General features: G+C 57.0%; 12 protein-coding genes. 8 read left to right on the top strand and 4 right to left on the bottom strand.

Annotation, left to right across the window (positions count from 1 at the left end):
- Nucleotides 1-47 precede the first annotated feature (47 nt).
- From H5P28_RS16815 to H5P28_RS16800, 4 genes are all read left to right on the top strand, one after another.
- Nucleotides 48-3,107, top strand: coding sequence for a hypothetical protein (locus H5P28_RS16815; RefSeq protein ID WP_185676857.1), 3,060 nt, complete (start codon nt 48-50; stop codon nt 3,105-3,107).
- Nucleotides 3,108-3,281: 174 nt separating this feature from the next.
- On the top strand, nt 3,282-6,602 hold the full coding sequence (locus H5P28_RS16810) for a hypothetical protein (protein WP_185676856.1): 3,321 nt from the start codon (nt 3,282-3,284) through the stop codon (nt 6,600-6,602).
- 57 nt (nt 6,603-6,659) lie between these two features.
- Nucleotides 6,660-7,319: a hypothetical protein gene (locus H5P28_RS16805; RefSeq protein WP_185676855.1), complete on the top strand. Its 660-nt coding sequence runs from the start codon at nt 6,660-6,662 to the stop codon at nt 7,317-7,319.
- Between the two features lie 160 nt (nt 7,320-7,479).
- Nucleotides 7,480-8,025, top strand: a complete 546-nt coding sequence (locus H5P28_RS16800; RefSeq protein ID WP_185676854.1) for a helix-turn-helix domain-containing protein — start codon at nt 7,480-7,482, stop codon at nt 8,023-8,025.
- Between the two features lie 253 nt (nt 8,026-8,278).
- Here H5P28_RS16800 and H5P28_RS16795 read toward each other — a convergent pair whose 3' ends face one another.
- The 4 genes from H5P28_RS16795 to H5P28_RS16780 all read right to left on the bottom strand — a co-directional run bounded on the left by H5P28_RS16795 (nt 8,279) and on the right by H5P28_RS16780 (nt 12,077).
- A complete protein-coding gene (locus H5P28_RS16795; protein ID WP_185676853.1) occupies nt 8,279-9,277 on the bottom strand; it encodes a Gfo/Idh/MocA family protein in 999 nt (332 codons plus the stop codon).
- A 23-nt stretch (nt 9,278-9,300) separates the two neighbouring features.
- Entirely contained in the window at nt 9,301-9,927 is a 627-nt protein-coding gene (locus tag H5P28_RS16790) for a DUF6250 domain-containing protein (protein WP_185676852.1), read from the bottom strand.
- A 146-nt stretch (nt 9,928-10,073) separates the two neighbouring features.
- Nucleotides 10,074-10,664, bottom strand: a complete 591-nt coding sequence (locus H5P28_RS16785) for a carbohydrate binding domain-containing protein (RefSeq protein ID WP_185676851.1) — start codon at nt 10,662-10,664, stop codon at nt 10,074-10,076.
- Between the two features lie 42 nt (nt 10,665-10,706).
- A complete protein-coding gene (locus tag H5P28_RS16780) occupies nt 10,707-12,077 on the bottom strand; it encodes an autotransporter outer membrane beta-barrel domain-containing protein (RefSeq protein WP_185676850.1) in 1,371 nt (456 codons plus the stop codon).
- Nucleotides 12,078-12,729: 652 nt separating this feature from the next.
- On the opposite strand from H5P28_RS16780, the gene H5P28_RS16775 reads away from it, so the two are divergent.
- The 4 genes from H5P28_RS16775 to H5P28_RS16760 all read left to right on the top strand — a co-directional run bounded on the left by H5P28_RS16775 (nt 12,730) and on the right by H5P28_RS16760 (nt 18,495).
- Nucleotides 12,730-13,365, top strand: coding sequence for a type II secretion system protein (locus tag H5P28_RS16775; protein WP_185676849.1), 636 nt, complete (start codon nt 12,730-12,732; stop codon nt 13,363-13,365).
- A gap of 257 nt (nt 13,366-13,622) precedes the next feature.
- Nucleotides 13,623-15,494 (top strand): heparinase II/III domain-containing protein, encoded by a 1,872-nt coding sequence (locus H5P28_RS20050; protein WP_185676848.1) that lies wholly within the window; start codon nt 13,623-13,625, stop codon nt 15,492-15,494.
- A 7-nt stretch (nt 15,495-15,501) separates the two neighbouring features.
- Nucleotides 15,502-17,310 (top strand): sodium:solute symporter family transporter, encoded by a 1,809-nt coding sequence (locus tag H5P28_RS16765; protein ID WP_185676847.1) that lies wholly within the window; start codon nt 15,502-15,504, stop codon nt 17,308-17,310.
- A gap of 6 nt (nt 17,311-17,316) precedes the next feature.
- Nucleotides 17,317-18,495: a LacI family DNA-binding transcriptional regulator gene (locus tag H5P28_RS16760; protein WP_185676846.1), complete on the top strand. Its 1,179-nt coding sequence runs from the start codon at nt 17,317-17,319 to the stop codon at nt 18,493-18,495.
- Nucleotides 18,496-18,504 lie beyond the last annotated feature (9 nt).

The raw sequence follows: 18,504 nt of genomic DNA, 5'->3' as shown, positions 1-18,504 counted from the left end.
AATCCCCCCTGAATCATCCTCCCGTTGTGAAAAATCCCCATAGACACTTGCTTGTACTCACCCTTGTGGCATGTTCGATGTCAGGTCTCGTTCATGCCAGCACGTGGGGCTGGAATAATGTCGGCGACAGCTATTGGACGGTGAACCCTGCCAGTACCTGGACGCCCGGCAGCCTGCCCAGTAACACCCCATCAGTGGCGGACAGGATTAATCTTAATCGCCCCTATGTCATGACCGTCGATGAACCGGTGAGCGTTGGGGAAGCGAGCGACTTTATTGTCCACACTTCGGACGGAGAATTGAATATCACCGAGGGAGGGGCGTTGACAGTTGGCTACTATCGTCAGCAGGGCGCAGGCTCACAGCCTACATTGCGCCTCAGTGGAGGGACGCTGCATTTGATCGGAGGAGGTAACTCCACCCGCTTTGGTAATCAGGTGGGTGGGACTATGACCTCTAATATTGAAATACTTAAAGGAGAGCTTGTCGCCGATAATACGCTGCTGATGACTTATGGATCGCCGACGATCTTTACGCAGGTTGGGGGAGTGTTTAATCCCAGCGCTCAGGACTTGAGTCTCAAAAACGGTGCCTTTGACGCGTACATCTCCGGTGGCAGTTTCATCGCGGATGAGGTTTTATTCAATAATGAGCCCGAGAGCTTGATCCTCACCATTGGAGGTTCTTACGCAGATTTAATCAGATTCAGGAAAATCTCTGGCGCGAATGCCGTCGATACTATTGATTTAAACTTCAATATCGATTGGAGCTGGGATCGACAGAACGGGGAAATGGCCGTGTCCGAGGTGCTGGATTGCAGCGGGGCTGGGGTCGTTAACGTCAATGTCAATTTTGACACCTATCGGCCTGGTCATGGTGAAACCATTGTTTTGGGCTCGGGGAAAGCATTTGGGCAAAATGATACGCCCTTAATTAATACCAGCAACATGGTGTTTCATTGCGTGACGCCCGGCTATGCGATCAACAACACTTCGACGGGTTCCAAGCTACAGGTTCAGGTGACGCAGGTTCCCGCTCAGTCGGCCCTGTTTCCGATGGATGCGGTGCCGCATGAGGAGGCGGATGCCGCAGTCATCGAGCGAGAGCGGTTCCTCCAGCAGCGTTGGCAGGACCATATGGATGAGGTCAGCTCAGAGCTGGCCGACGGGACATTTGAAGCCTATGTCGATGGTCTGGCCGCGCAGGCGACACAAAGCGGAGCCGTTGAGGATCTATATCTGCATTTCTCGCGCATGGGTACGATGTATAATATGCCGGGGATCAACACGGTCATAACGCCCAGGATGCTGGCGCGTGGACAGGCCGGATGCCAAGCCCTTGTCGATGCGATAAATACTTCTCCGCAAGGGCAACGCATCTGGGATTTGGACACGGTTCAGCCCGCGATTTATTTGCTTGAAATGGCTTGCGAACTGAAGCGTCTGGGTGCCTACACCGGCGATTTTAAGGAGGATGTCGAGGCTATCATTGAGACGTATATCGAAGGCCAGAGTTATTACGATGGGGCATACTACACAACCGGTTATAACAAAGAGGTCTTTGCGATGAGGGTGGCCTCCCTGGTTTCCATCCTTTACGCAGACGACGCCAGCGCTTACCCCCTGACAAAGTCCACCTTCGAGACGTTCTGGGATAATGTCATTAACATGTCCTATGACGCGGACAACTCCCCGCACTACGATGCTGGTACCGGGCTGAGGGAAATTCTTAGGATGGGGTATGAAATGGACCGGGTCAGTGACCTTCAGAATTCCATCCATATCCAACGGATCATCGACCGGATGGCGCGTACGGTGTGCAGCAGCGGGCAGTCTGCCAAGTGGGGGAAAAGCATGGAGCGCATGGTGGGGCAGGGAACGACTAACGAACTGCAACTCGATGCCGGCGTGTGGCTGACCTGGGACCTGATGGTCGGCTATCAGCTCTATCAAAACCCATTCTATTTATACGTCGCCCGCAAATACGCGGATATTTATCTGCGAGACGCCACAGAGCGCCTGACCAATGAAGTCCTGCCGCACCTGTGGATATGGCCCGAGCATATTCAGGCCTTTGAGGTGACAGCTGTACCGGGCCAAGCGGATGTCCCATCCCGCATCACTGACCGCATCACCTCCTCGACCTATTATGATGGGTTACTGCTTGGGCGTGGAGACACGAACTATGTCCATGTTCAGGATAAGCTGATCCTGTCTACGGGGCACCATCCGCGCTCTCCGTATATGCTCATGGATCTCAGCTATACGGGGCACAAGGCCGCTCATGATCACCGGATCGGTGTCGATGTGCTGATGTACCAGGGCGCGCATCTGGCAACTCGCTATGGCCGGCGTTCCAGCGCCAATTTAACGAACGGCATCTTTGCCGGACCGGCCCAAATCGATTATCCGATTGTGCCGACGGCCTCCTCGGATGTGACCGCGCCCAGCAACGGTTCGGATGCCTATTCGCAATATGTCGGCTATGTGGCGGCCTTTGACTATCATATTCGCAGTTGGGAGGCTGTTCAGATATCGGACGATGTCGCTTATGGTGTCGTGGACTATGAACAGTTTGCCTATCCGGGGGTGGAGGCTCAGCGCCAGGCCGTTCTGCTCAATAACGGCGTGCTTGTTCTGCTGGATCGGATCAAGGCTGTCAGCGGTTATAGTGGCGGGGTCAAGGTCGGCACGCTCTTTCAAATCTTTGGCCCGCCCGCACAGCAAGGTGACGACTGGGTGCTCCAGTCCGCGCACCGTGCCACTCTGCCAGGGGGCAGCTCGGTGCCCCGGCCGGATATACCAACGCTCTTTTACTTCCCCTCCGTGGGCAGCGCGTCCGTTAAGTACGTTAACAATCCCTATGACGAGTACGCCTCGGTGAACGACGTTTTCTGCGCCTGGAAAACACTCGGTGTCGGCGAAACGGTCGAAGTCGTTTCGTTGGTGATGCCGATTCGGGATACCAGCCTGGTGGCCGCCCTGCTGGATGATATCGAGGTGACTGGCAGCGCTGGCCGCTACACGGTGCGTCTTCCCGGACAAAACAGCGCGACGCTGCGCGTAGACTTTTATCCCTCTCAAGAGGCTACATTTATCTATGAATAGATACCTGAGTGATCATGTGATTGGGGCCTATGTATGGTTAATGACCATCATGGAGACTGGTTGTTATTGGATGCCTTCTTGCGGGAATTGTACTATTCGTAGTTTTCTATAATATTTCACTTATAGGCAGATGCCTTTGTCTGCCTTGGCTAACTTTTTAACCACATAAATCTCATGCTCCCCAGAACCCCGTCAAATTCTGCATACAGAGAGGGTTTTGCCCTTGTCATTTCGCTGGTGCTAATGGCGTTCATCTTTCTGCTGCTGTCCAGCCTCACGACTATGATCCGTGTCGAGACCCGTAATGCGGGCACGAGCGTGGAGATCGTTCATGCCCGTGAAAATGCCCTTACCGCTCTACAGATGGCTATCGGTGAACTCCAGTTGTACACCGGACCCGACACGAGAATTACCGTCCCTTCCTCGGTGGAGGGAGAGGAGGGATGGGTGCATGTCTACAACAGCAATGTCTCCAGCGACCTGGGCAGTGACGCTCCGATTGCCACCCTCGCCAGCCAACGTGAGGGCGGGGAGAGGGCTTTGCTCATGACCTACGGCGAAAGGAACGACACGGGCGAAGTGGTGCCGGTGGAGGTACGTGCCAACCTTATCGACATGGGCGCCGGAAGCGCTGGATTAAGCGGGGCGAATGAAGCGGCGTGGTGGATCGGCGATGAAAGCCAGCGGGTATCGCTGGCCCCTGGCCACGCTACGCCAGAGGCGCTGGGGATGGTTTTCTCCAGCCCCGAAATCCGCTCCCAGTGGTTGCATGGCGCGTCATGGGGATTGCCGGTCAATGTATTCAGTCAGCCGGCTACCGATACCGATAAATTCGACAAGGCCTCGAATGCATCGGGGCTGGAATTGTTTCTGCAAAAGAACAATGTCGCGGATCATCCGCTCGGACTGACTGCGGAGACGGTAGGCGTGCTGGCGCAGTCCTCTGGTGAGGGCGGTCTGCTCTACGACCTGAGTACCTGGGCCTTTGATAGTGGTGATCCCGATTTGAGGGCTTTCTCCATCGATCTGCCGCAAGCAGTACAGCAGAAGCTGAGGGATTATATCGAATCCTCGGAGGTGTTAGCCGCCTTCAACGGCAGTCCCTTCCGGCAGTCAATAACCCCGAACTCGACGATTCATCCTATCATCAGTGAAATCAAGCTCAACTACTGGCTCCACATTGAGAATAATGGCAGCTATGCGACCGGAGGGGGTATGGTCGCTAATCAGTTCACGTACCAGTTTCATCTATTCCCAAATGTCGAGATCACCAATCCCTACGCGGTCGCTTTTGATCCTTCGCGTTACCGGGTGGTTGTCGATCACTTGCCCGGTCGCGATCCCGCTATTAGTGACACGGATTACCTCCAGCCTGGGCCGATCGGGACGGCGTGGAACCAGCTTGAAGGGGATGGCTCCGAGTATTTTTCGGTCACCGTCTATCCGAGCGCGAGTCCTGACCTCACTGATTCCCTGTGGACGCAATCCTGGCGTCATACGTTTTATCTCGATCTGAACTCCGATTATCTGCAAGCGCGTGATGCCGATAATCCGCAGATTGAGATGCTGCTTGACCCGGTCGGACTGCGCCCCGGCGCTTCCAGCTTGTTCAGTCAGCGTTATCAGACTGACTCGCGCCACGATGTGCGTAAGCAGAGCTGGAAGAATATCGGCAATGCGCGTACCAGCTTTACCGATACGACCGATAGTGTGTCGCCGGATGCCAATACGAGCTTTTTTAGGAAGCCCAAGGACATCAGTAACAGTAACGTTGTGCCGAACGACAGCATGGGCATCGGCTACGCTTATAACCAGCGTATTGATAGGGGAGAAAACTCCGCCACCGCACAAGCATTGGCTCCTCTCGAGTATTCCATGCGCTTTAATTTCAGATCGCCTATGCCCGGTCAGGAACCTCACAAATTCCGCGTACGCCTCTATTACGTGCCCAACGAATATGCCGGGGGAGGAACCTATCCGGACCGGAGCGAGGACGTGCTGCTGGAGGAGCGCTGGATTCCCATGTATGCCGAACCCTTTCAGACCGAGAGTGGTCGTTTGGGGATGCGCACATTCGGGGCGGACGGTCGTCGCTCGCCCAATGTCGTGATCGGCTATCAGTTGGCCGACGATACGCATTCAGCCGACTGGCTGAAGCGCACGCCTGACCCACGCTCTATTCACGCCCCCTTGACGAAGAACTCGTCGGGCCAGCCTGGCGGAGGCGTTCCCTACGGTCTTAACGAAGCGGTTTATGAGGGCAATGACGACCCCTACGAGATTGTGAGTGGCATTCCCGCCGAGGGGGATCAGACACAGGGAGTTTTCGGGCAGGCCGAGGGCGAAGAACCGCATCAGCGGGCACTGCTGTTTGATGTGCCTGCGTGGTCGCCGGACAATATCGCCAATTTGCGGCATGCGGGCTTTTCCAATCTGTCTGAAGAGCAGATCGAGGCTGATATGACAGGGCTTCTGGAGGGCTTGTCTTATGCGCCGGCCTGGAGTCTGACGACGGCTGCCGATACGATCGACCTAGAGGATGACAGCGACATGAATACCGAGGTGCGTGCCGCCGTACGTCAGTTGCAGGCACAGCTTTGGGACAAGAGCTTTCTTTCGGGCTATACGGGAGATCCGGATGATGTCGAAATCAGTCCCCGCTACATGACGTTTGACTCTAAACCCGTCAGCTCGCTGTCCCTCCAGCCCGAACTTATGGCGTCTGAGCTGGGCCGTAAGGGGAGCTTCAATGTGAACTCGATTTCCCCGGATGCCTGGCTGGCCTTGCTCAGCTCTGCTTCGCTCGACTCACTCTACGTCTATCGCCCCGATTCAGAAAATAATCCTGCCGATCCTGATGACGACGATCCCGCGGCCTCTGTCCAGATCGATCCGGGTAATGATGGGCAGCCGTACATCATGAGCAGCCGCATCGACACGCATCCGGGGCTGGGCTATTACGACCTGTTGCATACCGATAGCGATCCGGTCCGTCGGGAGTGGAGCAGTGTGCGCCCGGTTAGCACCGATGAACTGGAAACGCTGGCGAGCGAAATCGCGCGACTCGTTAAAGAACGAGGACCGTTCCCGTCGCTGAGCGGATTCATTGACAGCCAGGTACTGGAGGACGCGTTGACTGCGTCGAATATCAATGAGCACGCCGACATGATTACGGAGAGCCTGCCCGAGCCCACGGCCATCCAGCCCCGATACCTGACGGCCGGTAGCCTGCTCGCGCGCATCGGCTCTCGCCTGCAGGCTCGGTCCGATACCTTCCGTGTGCGCGCCTATGGTAAATATGACGACTCGAAAGTCTGGTGCGAAGCCCTGCTGCAGCGTACCCCCGACTACGTGGACGAAACACTTCCTGCGAATGAATTACCCACCCCTGGCTCAATTAACGAAAGATTTGGCCGACGCTATACCATAGTAGCGTTCCGGTGGATGAGTGAAGCGGATATTCAGCGTGAACAAGCCGTATTTAATACCAACTAGCCCGACGATCGTATGTATGCAGTAATAAAAAAACGAGCACTGTGTATCCTCATTTTCATGACGCTGGGCACATCGGTCGTTTGCGCTCAGCTTAATGAACCGCCACTGGTTCAATTCGACTTCAGTGTTTTATATAGCGCGAAACCATCCCATGAGCAGCAGCTCTACTACCGCACTGAAGGCAGCTTCCAGCCTATTACGCCATCCTTTACCCGCATCAGCCCCATCCCTTATAAATATGAGGGTGACGATGTTTTTGTCCTCTATGAAAAGCTGCCACCGATGGAGGACGGTACGCCTAACTACCGCGCGGTGGGCAGCGCCCGAGTCGATCCTGAGGCCCGTCGCTTGCTCTTCTATATCAGGGAGTCGCCCGGCGACGTCAACCAGTACCAGATCGGTGTACTGAACGACTCGAAGCAGGGGGCCTCCAATATCCGCTTCTGGAATCAAACCAACACGGTTGTTTACGGGCAGATTGGCGATGAGCGTTGGAAGCTCGAGGAAGGAAAAATCCGTGACATGCCCATTTCCAGTAAAAACGCCTTCGAGGGTGTTTTGCTCAGGCTCACTGACAGCAGCGATAACGGCAGTGCAGAGGTCACCCATTTTAAGGTCGGTTCCCCGGACGACCGGGGGCGAACTTTAGTGATCATCCTCCCGCCCCATCCATACAATAAGCGTGGTGGGCTGGGGGTCCGCATCTACCAATACTAGCTTTCCCGGACGCTTTCCTTTGGGCGCCTAGTCATCACTTCAGAGGAGCTTCAACCGACCTAGTCTATGGCGAGTGGAGCCTTATGCCATTTTCTAGAGCGCTCGATTTCATGGTTTCTTGTTTCTTGACGGCAACTTATAGTTTTTTGAAAAAGTTAGCTTGAAACCGCAAGCTTTACTTTTGTTAAGCATGTTGGCTGGCTGGATGAACCGTCATCAGCAGCAAGTCATTGAGTATTTGGTCGAGGAGAACCGTATTCTTCGCGAACAACTCGACATCCACGCCAAGGGCAAGCGCGTCCGCTTCAACGCGAACCAACGCAGGCGTTTGGCCGAGAAGGGCCGTTGCCTGGGGCGTAAGATGCTGATGAAGATCGCGACACTCGTGACACCAGAGACTATCTATCGCTGGCATCGTCAATTCGTCGCTATGGCTTATGGTCCGAAGGGTCGAGATCATTCCGTAGTTCATGCTCGGCGGGCCGAGCACAATGCGCTCATCATCAAGCTGGCCGTGGAGAACTCGGGCTGGGGATACACGCGCATCCAAGGGGTGATGCAGAATTTGGGTTATCCCAAGCTGAGCACTTCGACCATCGGGGAGGTGCTGCGTGAGGCAGGTATTCGTCCGTTGCCGGAGCGCAGCAACCAGTCTGGACTGGAAGACGTTTATCCGCGTTCACGCCGATCAGCTTGCAGCCACTGACTTCTTCATGGTGCCGGTTTGGACGTTGCGCGGCCTGGCTATGTATCGGGTGCATTTCGTGATAGACCTGCTGACACGCAAGGTGGAGATCACGCATATCGGTTGCCAATACTCCGGCGAGCTGATGCTTCAGATTGCCCGGAATCTGACGGATGCTTTCGAAGGATTCCTGACCGGCAAGAAATACATGCTGCACGACCGCGACCCGCCACCTCCACCCAAGGTTTATAGCAAGAACATAGCTAACATAACACTAGCGCTTTACGACCGTTTCGGCATCTGGAATCGCTGCAAACATGGCATTCATCAGACTGATGCCCGGTGCGGCATAATCAAGCCGGTAGGCCTCCGGTACGGTGCCCGACGCCGCCAGGTTATCCAAAAAACCTTGTAGTGCCGGCTCGTATCCCATCTGCACAGCGGGATCACCCGCTATTCCCGGAATAACGCGAACCTCGCCGCTAGCGTTGCGTATGATCAGCCGCCCTTGCGCGTCGTCGCTTTCAGGATTTGGGAAGTGAATCTCTACGCTCTTCTCCACCCCCTCCAGCACGAGAATTTCGCAGTGTGTGTCTCCGTCAGGGATAAAGGTAAGCTCTGCCGGGCAGCCGGTATCGAGTCGGTAGCTGAGTCGCCACCCACGCGGCGGGCCGTCTTGCACGCTCGCTTCAATGTCCAATGCCTGCGTACGCGTGAAGTAATGCAGGGAGTCAATCAGGTGCAAGGCGGTATAGGGAAATCTTCGGAACGTTCTTCCCATCCGCTCCATCCGACCACTCACGCGCCGCAGGGATTTCGGAATTTCCAATTCGCGCAGTAAGGGGCAATGACGCCTGTTATAGGCAGCGTAAAGTGTGGCCGACGATTTCTCCACGGCAGCGATCAGGAGGTGCAGTTCCTCCCGGTCCCGGGCTGGAGGCTTCTCCAGGTAGACGGGGATATTCGCTGTCAGCACGGCAATGGCGGTGCGGGCGTTAACGCCTTCGGAGGTGAGGACCATCACCGCATCCAGATTTCCCTCTGCCAGCATCTGCTCGACCCCTGCGTAAGCTCTGGCTTTGGGAAAAATCTGCCCGACCACGGTAAGCGCTTCCGTTGAGATGTCGCACAGCGCGGTGACTTTGACCTGTCCTTCCAGCCGTTTAAGAATGGGGGCGTAGATGCCGCGCATGATCCAGCCGCATCCGATGACGCCAAGACGGATAGGGGCAGTTGGTCGAGTCTGCGCGTGTGGCCCGGAAATCGCATTCATGAGAAATCTTCGAGGAGAAATCGTCAGTCAGAAGTGTGTGTTTCATCGGTAAGGATATGCCCGATACGAATGCGATCATAATCCACGTCGGAGAACCATGTCCTAAGCCCAAATCTTCCACCTGGCAACGGGTTCGGATCTCTGTAGCGATGGATTAATGTGTCCCCGATGTAGAAGCTCAGCTCTCCCTGGTGGCATACGAGGGTGATCTCGTAGTGTTCGCCGGGTTCGGCGCGAACTTTCTCATCGGACTCAATCAGCGTGAAGCCCGGGTTGCGTCGGGCGCGAGACCATCCGCTCATAAACCCGCCGGTAAAGGTGAACAGGTAATTCGGGATCTGGTGATACTCCCGATAGGCTCCGCTGCGGGTATAGCGTAAAGGGGCTCCTCCGGCTTCACTCGCATGGAGGAAAAAATTGAGATTACAGGCGTGATTCCCCGGAGCCGTGACCGCGTCAACGATCACGATGACATCGTCCGGCAGGTCTTGGTCATACCAGACGGTGACGCCCGACTGCGGCTTCTCCATCCCGTCACGCCGTATCCGCATGCTGCCATCCGACACGCTGACCCCTGGGCCCTGGCTTTCGACCTTCCAACGGGTTTTCCAACCGGCATCCTCAAATTCTTCATTGAGGAGCCACTCCACTGCATAAGCTCTCTCATCCAGCGTGATCGTATCGTCAGCGGTTTGTACTGGCGATGCGATTATCCCCAGACAGGAAAACAGTGTACCAACCACTAGCAGTAAGAGTGGCTCCGGGGAGAGATGAAGTGGCATGCCTTTTACCCTACTCAATCGTTGACCGGATTGATAGCCATATCGTCCAGATACAGATGGCCGGAAGCACGCCAGAAAAAGATGTTCACGCGCATGCGAGAAGTGCCATCGGGCACGGAGACCTGCCCCTTGACCTGGGTCCAGCTATCAGGAATTACGGGCCCGTCATGGCCAATCGTCCCACTCACCTTGCCGCTCGCATCGATGTAGAGCGATTCAACCTGTTGCGTTCCCTTGAGCATATCCACGCGGATGATAAAGCCCGGCGTTTTGGGGTGGATTTTGAAATCCGCGCCAGCCTTGCTCCAGATGGATATCGCATAGGTCTGCCCTGGCAAAACATTGATCGTCCCCCCTTTGGGAGTAATCGCAAAACGGCTATCCGACTCCGAGGACATGACTGCGCAGAGGTTGCCAGCGTGCGGATCTTCCGCGCTGAAGGCCAGTGTGCAGCCGCGGTTTTGACTGTCGGCTGGGACGAAGGGCTTGCCCCAGCCGCTTTGCCCCGTCTCGAAGCCAGGGTCCGGGTTGAGCGGTTGAGCCAAGCACAGGGATGAGCATCCGGCCAGTAGGCCCAGAATGCCGATAAGAGTAAAATGCTTCATGGCTTTAGCGGGTTAATGAATGCTCGAACTTCAATGTCCACATCAGGAGCGGCGGCGATGAAGTGCAACGATTCCACCCACGAGCAGGCCGAGTAAAAGCGCCGCTTCCGCGGGCTCCGGCACGGCAGACACGGTGAACTGCAGTTCGTTGCCGTCACCGCCATAGCTGAACGTACCGTCCCAGCCTGCCAGCAGGCTTTCCTCGGACAGGGCAAAGGTGTTCAGGCTGATTCCCTGTGCCGTGCCGCCAAAGCTAATGATATTGTAGGTTTCTCCAATGACCACGTCGCCCGTGTTATAAAAGATGAAGGTCACACTGCCATCGCCTCCGTTGGCCGATCCCACCATCGAAGATTCTTCGAGTACGATCATATCCTGATTGGTACCGAGGTTGAACCGGATATTGGCCGCACCCTCAAAAACCAATCCCGCCCCGGCACCGTTACCGCCCGCCAGTGTCATCGTGCCCGAGGCATTCTGCCGACCCGGATCGAGGATGCCCCCGTCCTGCACGGTAACCAGACCGTCGAAATTACTGCCAAAGGTAAGGGTGCCGTCCAGTCCGAAGGTCGCACCACCGAAGACCGTGTAGCTGTTCTGTCCGCTGACGTTCGTGTACGTGGTGGCCGATGAGCCGATCAGGTAAAGCGATCCAGCTTCGATGATAGTTTCGCCAGAATATCCGCCCCAGGCATCCGTTGCCAGGCCGCTGGTACTGGAAATGACCAGCGTGCCGGTACCGGCTTTGGTCATTGCGATTCTGTTGTCGGCACGCGTGGTGTCTTCGCCAAAGGTGCCACTGAAGGTCGTGTTTGTGTCCTGATCGATCTTCAGCATACGCACCCCGCGCGTGTTACTGTATGAGCCACGGATCTTGACGATGCCTTGGCCGGAGAGTTCGCCGATCGTCGCTGTGGTTGCGACCATACCAGCCCCCAGCATCAGCTTACCTCCGTCCAGGACGATCTTCGTGCTCTTGCCGGTCGAGGTGGCAGAGCCGTCATTGCTGTCATCGATGACCAGCCCGCTGTTCGCATCGTTAAATTCCTGTACGGTGATGGTACCGTCCCAGGCAGAGGTGCCGTCGAGAACGACACGCAGGATTCCGTCACCCGTGCTGTTATCCTTGATCGTGAAATCGCCGCTGCCGCCGGTGTTAACCGTCAGGGAGTGTCCACTGGTGCCCTTGGTCGTAAAGGTGGCACCATCCTGAATCGTAACGGTTCCGGCAACAGCCGTCCAAACATCCACATCCGGGGTGGTGGCGGTAAAAACGGCATCATAGCCGGGGACCCAGTAAGTCTCAGGGTCACCCGTGGGAGTCAGGGCCCAGGGGGTCACCGATTCGGTCGTGGACCAGCCCTGATCGCCCTCGTAGCCGCCGTTCCAGTAGAGTGTCTGGGCTGCGGCCATGGAGCCAAGTCCACAGAGGCCGAGCGCACTCAGCGACAGCCGGGCAAGCCCCTTCCTGAGAAAGAAGGAAATTGAAGTCGAAGTTGGGTTTGATCGGGGTAGGTCATTCATGATTCGTGTGATTCTGAGTGGTTGGTATTGGAGTGAAAGGTGGGATGTCTGGGGTTGTCGTTTACCGGACAGCTGCTCGCATTCCGGGACTTATGCAAAGGGTAGGGGAACATTGGGGTGGCATCATCCGGGGGGGGGGCTGGTGGCAGAAGGATTACCCTCATGCTCGATAGTGATTCGTCTTGGTTCGCAGGCTATCGTTTCTCTTTAACTTCTCAAGAAGCCGGTTTGTAACACAGGTTATATTGTGCCTGTTCGCTTCTGTAATTACGTAAAAAACTCTGCGCCGAGGCCGGGCGTGCGGTTGTATTCAGGACGACACTTGAGTCCGAAACAGGACCACGGGAACGTTCGAATGATAACACGGGTTAATCGCGTGGATCCCCCATGAATAAAGGTATGGCGGGGAGGATGTGCCCGGTTTATAACCTGTGTTATATAAAACGGTTTTGTAAACATGAGGCGTTCGTTTACTGTTATGTCCACAAGGGAGGCGCGTTCCTCCGCCCCATGCCCCCATCACACCTTTACCTACCCACGTATGATGCGCCGACGCCCCAACGGTTTTTCATTGATCGAATTACTCACGGTCATTGCGGTGATTGGAATCCTCGCCGCGATCATCCTCCCTATAATCAAGACGATCCAGGAACGATCCCGCAGTTCAGCCTGCGCAAGCAACATGCGACAGCTCGGACAGGCCATTTTACTCTATCAGGCTGAGCACGGCAGTAAACTCCCGCCCAACTACGCCTTTTCGGGCGGGGCTGCGGCCGAGACCTGGACGGTCGTCGTCCGGCCTTATCTCGGTATTGATGACCTGCAAGCTTACGGGCAGGGCACGGACCTTATGTGCGAGGCCCTCTCCTGTCCCAGTCTGGAGGAAGAGCAGAACCCCGACAGATGGTGGGAGAGTAATTATGCCGTCGGGATTGCCTTTGGGACGGACGGGAAGAGCCGAACACTGGCCGATGTCGATAGCAGTAAAGTCGTCATGCTGGCCGAGAACAACAAGCCTTCCGTCCGGTGCATCAGACAGAGTAACGGTCCCTGGTCTTATATCGGTTTTAATCATGACGGATATGCAAATATCATGTTTCACGACGGACACATGACCCGTTGGACCGTAGAAGATTGCCCCCAGGACATGGATGCTCCCGCTTGGGGGATCCAATAAAACCCGGTCACCGGCAGCCAAATTCGCGGAGCCCTTGCTTTCATCCTTAACGACCACAACGCAAATCATCCATGCCTTCTGCCTTTCGACGCCTGCTTTCATCGACCCTTTGCGCGCTCGCCGCTTTTTCCTTCGCGGCATGCGATCGACCATTCGCTTCCGATCAGCCTGGCGATAGCAACATCAGTCGCACACCGTTACCGGAAGCGGTCCCGGCGCGTGCAGTAAACGCTTCTACGCCACCCGCCAGCCCCCTCGTGAACCGTCAACATCCGCGGCTCCTGTTAACCGATAGTCGCGCGGAGGATATCCGCCAACTCGCAAAGTCGGACCCGCTCGTGGCCCGACAGATCGATGGGTTGCGCGAGAATGCCGAGAGCTACTACCATGAGCCCCCGCTCGCATACAATGCCAAGGGCACTGATCGCCTGAAGATCGCCCGTGCCATCCTTGGGCGCATCCTGACATGGGGGCTTATCTATCACCTCGACGGCGATAAGCGTTACGCCGAACGCGCCCGTGAGGAACTGCTCAACGCCTGTTCCTTTTCGGACTGGGCACCGAAACAATTTCTTGTAACCGCTGAAATGGCGACCGCCGTCGGCTTCGGCTACGACTGGTTTTATAATGAACTCTCGCCCGAAGACCGGGCAACGATTCGCCAGGCATTGATGGACAAGTGCCTCGACTACGCACCGGTAGCCTATGGCGTATCCGGCGGCGACAAACGTCCCAACTGGTCCGCGGTCGGAAACACGGACATATCCTTCAACAACTGGAACCAGGTCTGCAATGGCGGGTTTTTAACGGCCGCTTTCGCCTTGCAGGATGAGGAGCCTGAGATGACCGAACTCGTTGTCGAGGGCGCCCGCAAAAGCCTGCCCCGGGCCATGGCCCACTACGCGCCCGATGGCGTCTGGCCGGAGAGCCCCACGTACATGGGCTATGGGGTCATGTTCAATGCCCTATGTATTGCGCTGATGGAGGACCAGCTCGGGACCGACTACGGGCTCTCCGGGATGGAGGGCTTCGACAAGAACAGCGAGTATCTGGCCTATATCTTTGGCCCGACCGGGGTGGCCTTTACATACGGTGACGGCGGCCCGGCCAAGGCTTCCGAAATGGGCGGCTCCAAGGTCGCGGCGTGGCTCATCAAACACTTTGGACAAGACGAATACATCCCGCTTTTTCGCCAGCGACTGGCCGACGCGCAGGAAAAACCTCTCAGCGGCTACGCCGCCACTTTGCCCAAGGGGGGGGCTGACCGCTTCGCCGCTCTCCTCCCGCTGTGGATGCCGGCCGGGGAGGGGAGTGATGGGGAAGGCGTTCTCGAAACACTTCCCCTCAATGTCCATAAGCGCGGCGTGGCCGAGCTGGTCTTTTTACGGAGTTCCTGGGAGGATCCGGACGCGGTCTGGGTTGCCATGAAGGCCGGGCTGAACGGCTTTGCCCATGCGCACCTCGATTTGGGGTCTTTTGTGATGGAGGCCGACGGCGTCCGCTGGGCCGAGGACCTGGGCTCGGGCAAGTATTCGCTCCCCGGTTACTGGAGACGTGAGCCCGGCGGGCAGCGTTGGAGCTACTTCCGGATGACGAACCTCAGCCACAACACCGCCGGTCCGGGTGAGGAAATTCAGAAGGAGGACGCCACCGCCCCGGTCATTCATTTCTTCGATGCGCCGGGCTTCGCCGGTGCTGTCGTGGACATGACGGAGGTCTTTCCCGGCACCGCTGAAAGAATCCTGCGCGGCATTGCCTTGATCGATAACCAGCAAGTCCTCGTTCAGGATGAGTGGCACGCCCCCACCGGAGACAAGCCACTGGTCTGGCGCATGATGACGCGCGCAACGATCACGGTCGCGGATGACGGCCGCAGCGCGCAACTGACGCTGGACGGTCAACAGCTGACAGCTGAGATTATAGAGCCCGCTGACGCGACCTTCAGCATCGAATCAGCCGCCCCTCCCACGAAAAAGGAGCACCAGAATCAGGGCTGCCAAATACTGACAGCAACCGTCCCGGCCTCCGGTAACGACCTTTCACTGGTCATTACGCTGACCCCCGGCTCTGTCAACGGGGGTGCCCCGGACATCCTCCCCCTCGAAGACTGGGACCTTTACACCGAGTAGGCCAGCCATGCAAACGAGCGATTACATCACAATAGGCATCTACCTGGTTTTCCTCGTTGCCGTCGGCTGGTTTTTCGGCCGGCTCAGCCACAGCTCCAGCGACTTTGTGCGCGGCGGAGGCAAGGCCACCTGGTGGCTGGTCGGCAGCAGTTCACTGATGGCGGGCATCTCGGCTTTCACCTTTACCGGTAACGCGGCAGCCGCTTATGAAGCCGGCCCCACTTTGCTCGTTATTTATCTGGCGACGATCTGCGCGTTTTTTATCCAGGGGGCATGGATTGCCGGCTGGTTGCGGCAGACGCGGGCTTATACCGTAGCCGACGTGCTGCGCTGGCGTTTCGGACCGTCGGTCGAACAGTTCAAGTCTTACTACGGGCTGATCTTCGGGTTGTTTTCGGGAGCCATTCCGCTCTGGGCGCTGGCGGTGTTTTGCGCCAGCGTCTTTAACATCCCGCCGGTACCGATGATCCTGATCCTGGGCACCGTCGTCACGCTTTACTCCATCCGCGGCGGGAAGTGGGCCGTGATGGGCAACGACTTTGTGCAGTCTCTGGTTCTCTTCCCCATCACGATTCTCGTGGCTTGGTACTGCCTAAAGGAAGTCGGGGGCGTACAGGGGCTCGTCGATGTCTTCTCCCGCCCGGACCTGAAGGCCGATTTTGCGCTCATCAAACCTGAAGGGGCGTTCCCGGACGGGAAGTTTACCTGGAAGTGGATGGTGGTCGCGTTTCTTATCCAACTCACCGGGCAGCTCAACCTGCTGACGGCCACGCGTTATCTGGCCGCCGCAGATGGCCGGGAAGCTTCCAGGGCCGCTTATTTCTGTGGTTTCGGAATGATCCTGGGCACGTTGATCTGGTTTACCCCTCCGCTGGTAGCCCGCGCGCTCTGGGCGCCCGAGGTTCAGAGCATCGATGTCGGACAGGTGGGGGGCTCAGCCTATGCGGTCGCAGCGATGCAGGTGCTTCCCAACGGGCTGATGGGCATCATGGTCTCCGCCATGCTGGCCGCTACCCTCAGTACGATGGACACAACGATTAACACCAATGCCGGGATTTTCATCCGCAATATCCTGCCAGCGTTGAGACGCGTGTTTGGCAAAGAGGAATTGTCCGACCAACGTTCCCTGTTTGTTGGGCGCGTGGCCACCGTTGTTTTGGGGGCTTTTAATACCGGCATGGCGGTCTGGTATTCGCAGATGGAGGGCTTTGGCCTGTTCGACTCCATGCTGATCATTGGCTCCATCATCGGCATGCCGCTCATTATACCCATGCTGGCCGGACTATTGATCAAGAGTCTGCCACGCTGGGGCTTTTTCTCCATCCTTGGTGTCGCGATGATTCCTTCGCTTTGGTCGCTGATCGACGAAGCGATCACCGGCAATGACTGGAACTACGTCGATCGGAGTATCTGGGTCATGATATTCGGGACGGTTGCCACATTCGCCAGCATGCCTTTCTACCGAAGCCAACCAGCGGCTTTCAGGCAAAAGGTGGAGGCATTCTTCGAGCGCATGCACACCCCACTGAGCGAGGAAGAGCGTGGCGAGAGCACCGATCATGTGCAGGCGCACATGTTGGGTATGACCACGCTTGTCATGGGCGGCTTCATCCTGCTGCTGCTTTTCCTGCCCAACCCCCTTTCGGGCCGGATCGCCATCCTCTCAGTTGCCGGGTGTGTCCTGTTGGTCGCCGGGTTGCTACTGCTGGCCTCGCATCGCATCCGCCTCCGTCAACGCAAACGTGATTCGGCCGCCGCGTCCGCTATGGATAATGCGCTGGAGTGCCAGGGGGCCGCCGAAGATTCACACCCCTAGAACGCAATGAAGCCAAGAACAACCCGTAAGTCGTTCCCCCTTGCAGAGTCGGGGGGGTACGCTCCCTACTTGACGCTTCCGGACGGGCTGCCTACGCTGGAAAGTGTGAGCAACGATCCCAAGCAGCGTCCAACCCAGATGGATGTGGCGCGCATTGCCAAGGTGCACCGCTCGACCGTTTCGCTCGCCCTGAAACGTCACCCCAACATTGCTTCGGAAACCTGCGACCGGATCAAGAAGATAGCCGAAGATATCGGCTACCTGCCGGACCCGATGCTCACCGCTCTGGCGGCCTACCGTCATAAAAAGCATGACGCGTCTTTCCAGGGCACACTGGCCTGGCTCGTAAACACGGCCCCGAACTTCCAGTGGAAGAAGCTCATCTACCGCCGCTTCTACGAGGCGGCTAAAGATCAGGCACGCACCCATGGCTATGGCATTGAGACCTTTGATCTCGCCGAGAAGGGGCTTAGCACCAACCGCCTGAGCCAGATCCTGCGCTCGCGCAATATTCAGGGTATTCTCGTCTGCCCCCAGCCTGACCCGCACATGGAGATCGACTTCAGTTGGGAGCACTTTTCAGCCATCACCTTTGGCTTCAGCCTGAAGAAGCCCCGGCTCCACACGGTCGCTCCCTACCAGTATGACGCGGCGATCATCGTTGTGCGCAAGCTTTATGCCGCCGGGCATGAACGCATTGGGTACTTGAGTATCCACGACGACCGGATGAACAACCACATTCTCTCCGGCTTCCTCTCCGAAACGTTCATCGCCCAGAAAGCCATCAAAACCCCTCCGCTCCATCCCACCGAATGTCACCCCCGGGGGATTGCCAAGTGGTACAAGCGCTACCGGCCAACCGCGCTCATCGGCCCTCCCGACATAGAGGAGCGTATTCGGGAGGCCGGATTGCCCGTCGATGAGCTGGTGCTCACCTGCGCCTTTTTGCCTCACAGCCATTGGGACTTGTCGGGTGTTTACGAAGACGCCGAGCAAATCGGCCGCGTCGCCGCCGACAACCTCGTATCCATGATACAGCAAGGCGAGCGCGGGATCCCGGAGACGTTTCGCATCACGCTCGTCAAGGGCAAGTGGATCGAAAACCGCCCGCTGACACCTTTCGGGCAAAAGCCTGCGCTCCAAAGTGCCGCCAGCCCCTCCCGTGAGGCTGTCGCCAGCATATAGCGCCACTCA

Source organism: Ruficoccus amylovorans (assembly GCF_014230085.1).
GTDB classification, from domain to species: domain Bacteria; phylum Verrucomicrobiota; class Verrucomicrobiia; order Opitutales; family Cerasicoccaceae; genus Ruficoccus; species Ruficoccus amylovorans.
Note: the sequence above shows the minus strand (reverse complement) of the source record. Positions and strands in the feature narration are given on the sequence as shown.

Coding starts and splice junctions, on each gene's coding strand:
- H5P28_RS16805 (WP_185676855.1), top strand. CDS start 6,660: ATGACGCTGGGCACATCGGTCGTTTGCGCTCAGCTTAATGAACCGCCA.
- H5P28_RS16780 (WP_185676850.1), bottom strand. CDS start 12,077: ATGGCCGCAGCCCAGACACTCTACTGGAACGGCGGCTACGAGGGCGAT.
- H5P28_RS16760 (WP_185676846.1), top strand. CDS start 17,317: ATGAAGCCAAGAACAACCCGTAAGTCGTTCCCCCTTGCAGAGTCGGGG.
- H5P28_RS16795 (WP_185676853.1), bottom strand. CDS start 9,277: ATGAATGCGATTTCCGGGCCACACGCGCAGACTCGACCAACTGCCCCT.
- H5P28_RS16810 (WP_185676856.1), top strand. CDS start 3,282: ATGCTCCCCAGAACCCCGTCAAATTCTGCATACAGAGAGGGTTTTGCC.
- H5P28_RS16785 (WP_185676851.1), bottom strand. CDS start 10,664: ATGAAGCATTTTACTCTTATCGGCATTCTGGGCCTACTGGCCGGATGC.
- H5P28_RS16775 (WP_185676849.1), top strand. CDS start 12,730: ATGATGCGCCGACGCCCCAACGGTTTTTCATTGATCGAATTACTCACG.
- H5P28_RS16765 (WP_185676847.1), top strand. CDS start 15,502: ATGCAAACGAGCGATTACATCACAATAGGCATCTACCTGGTTTTCCTC.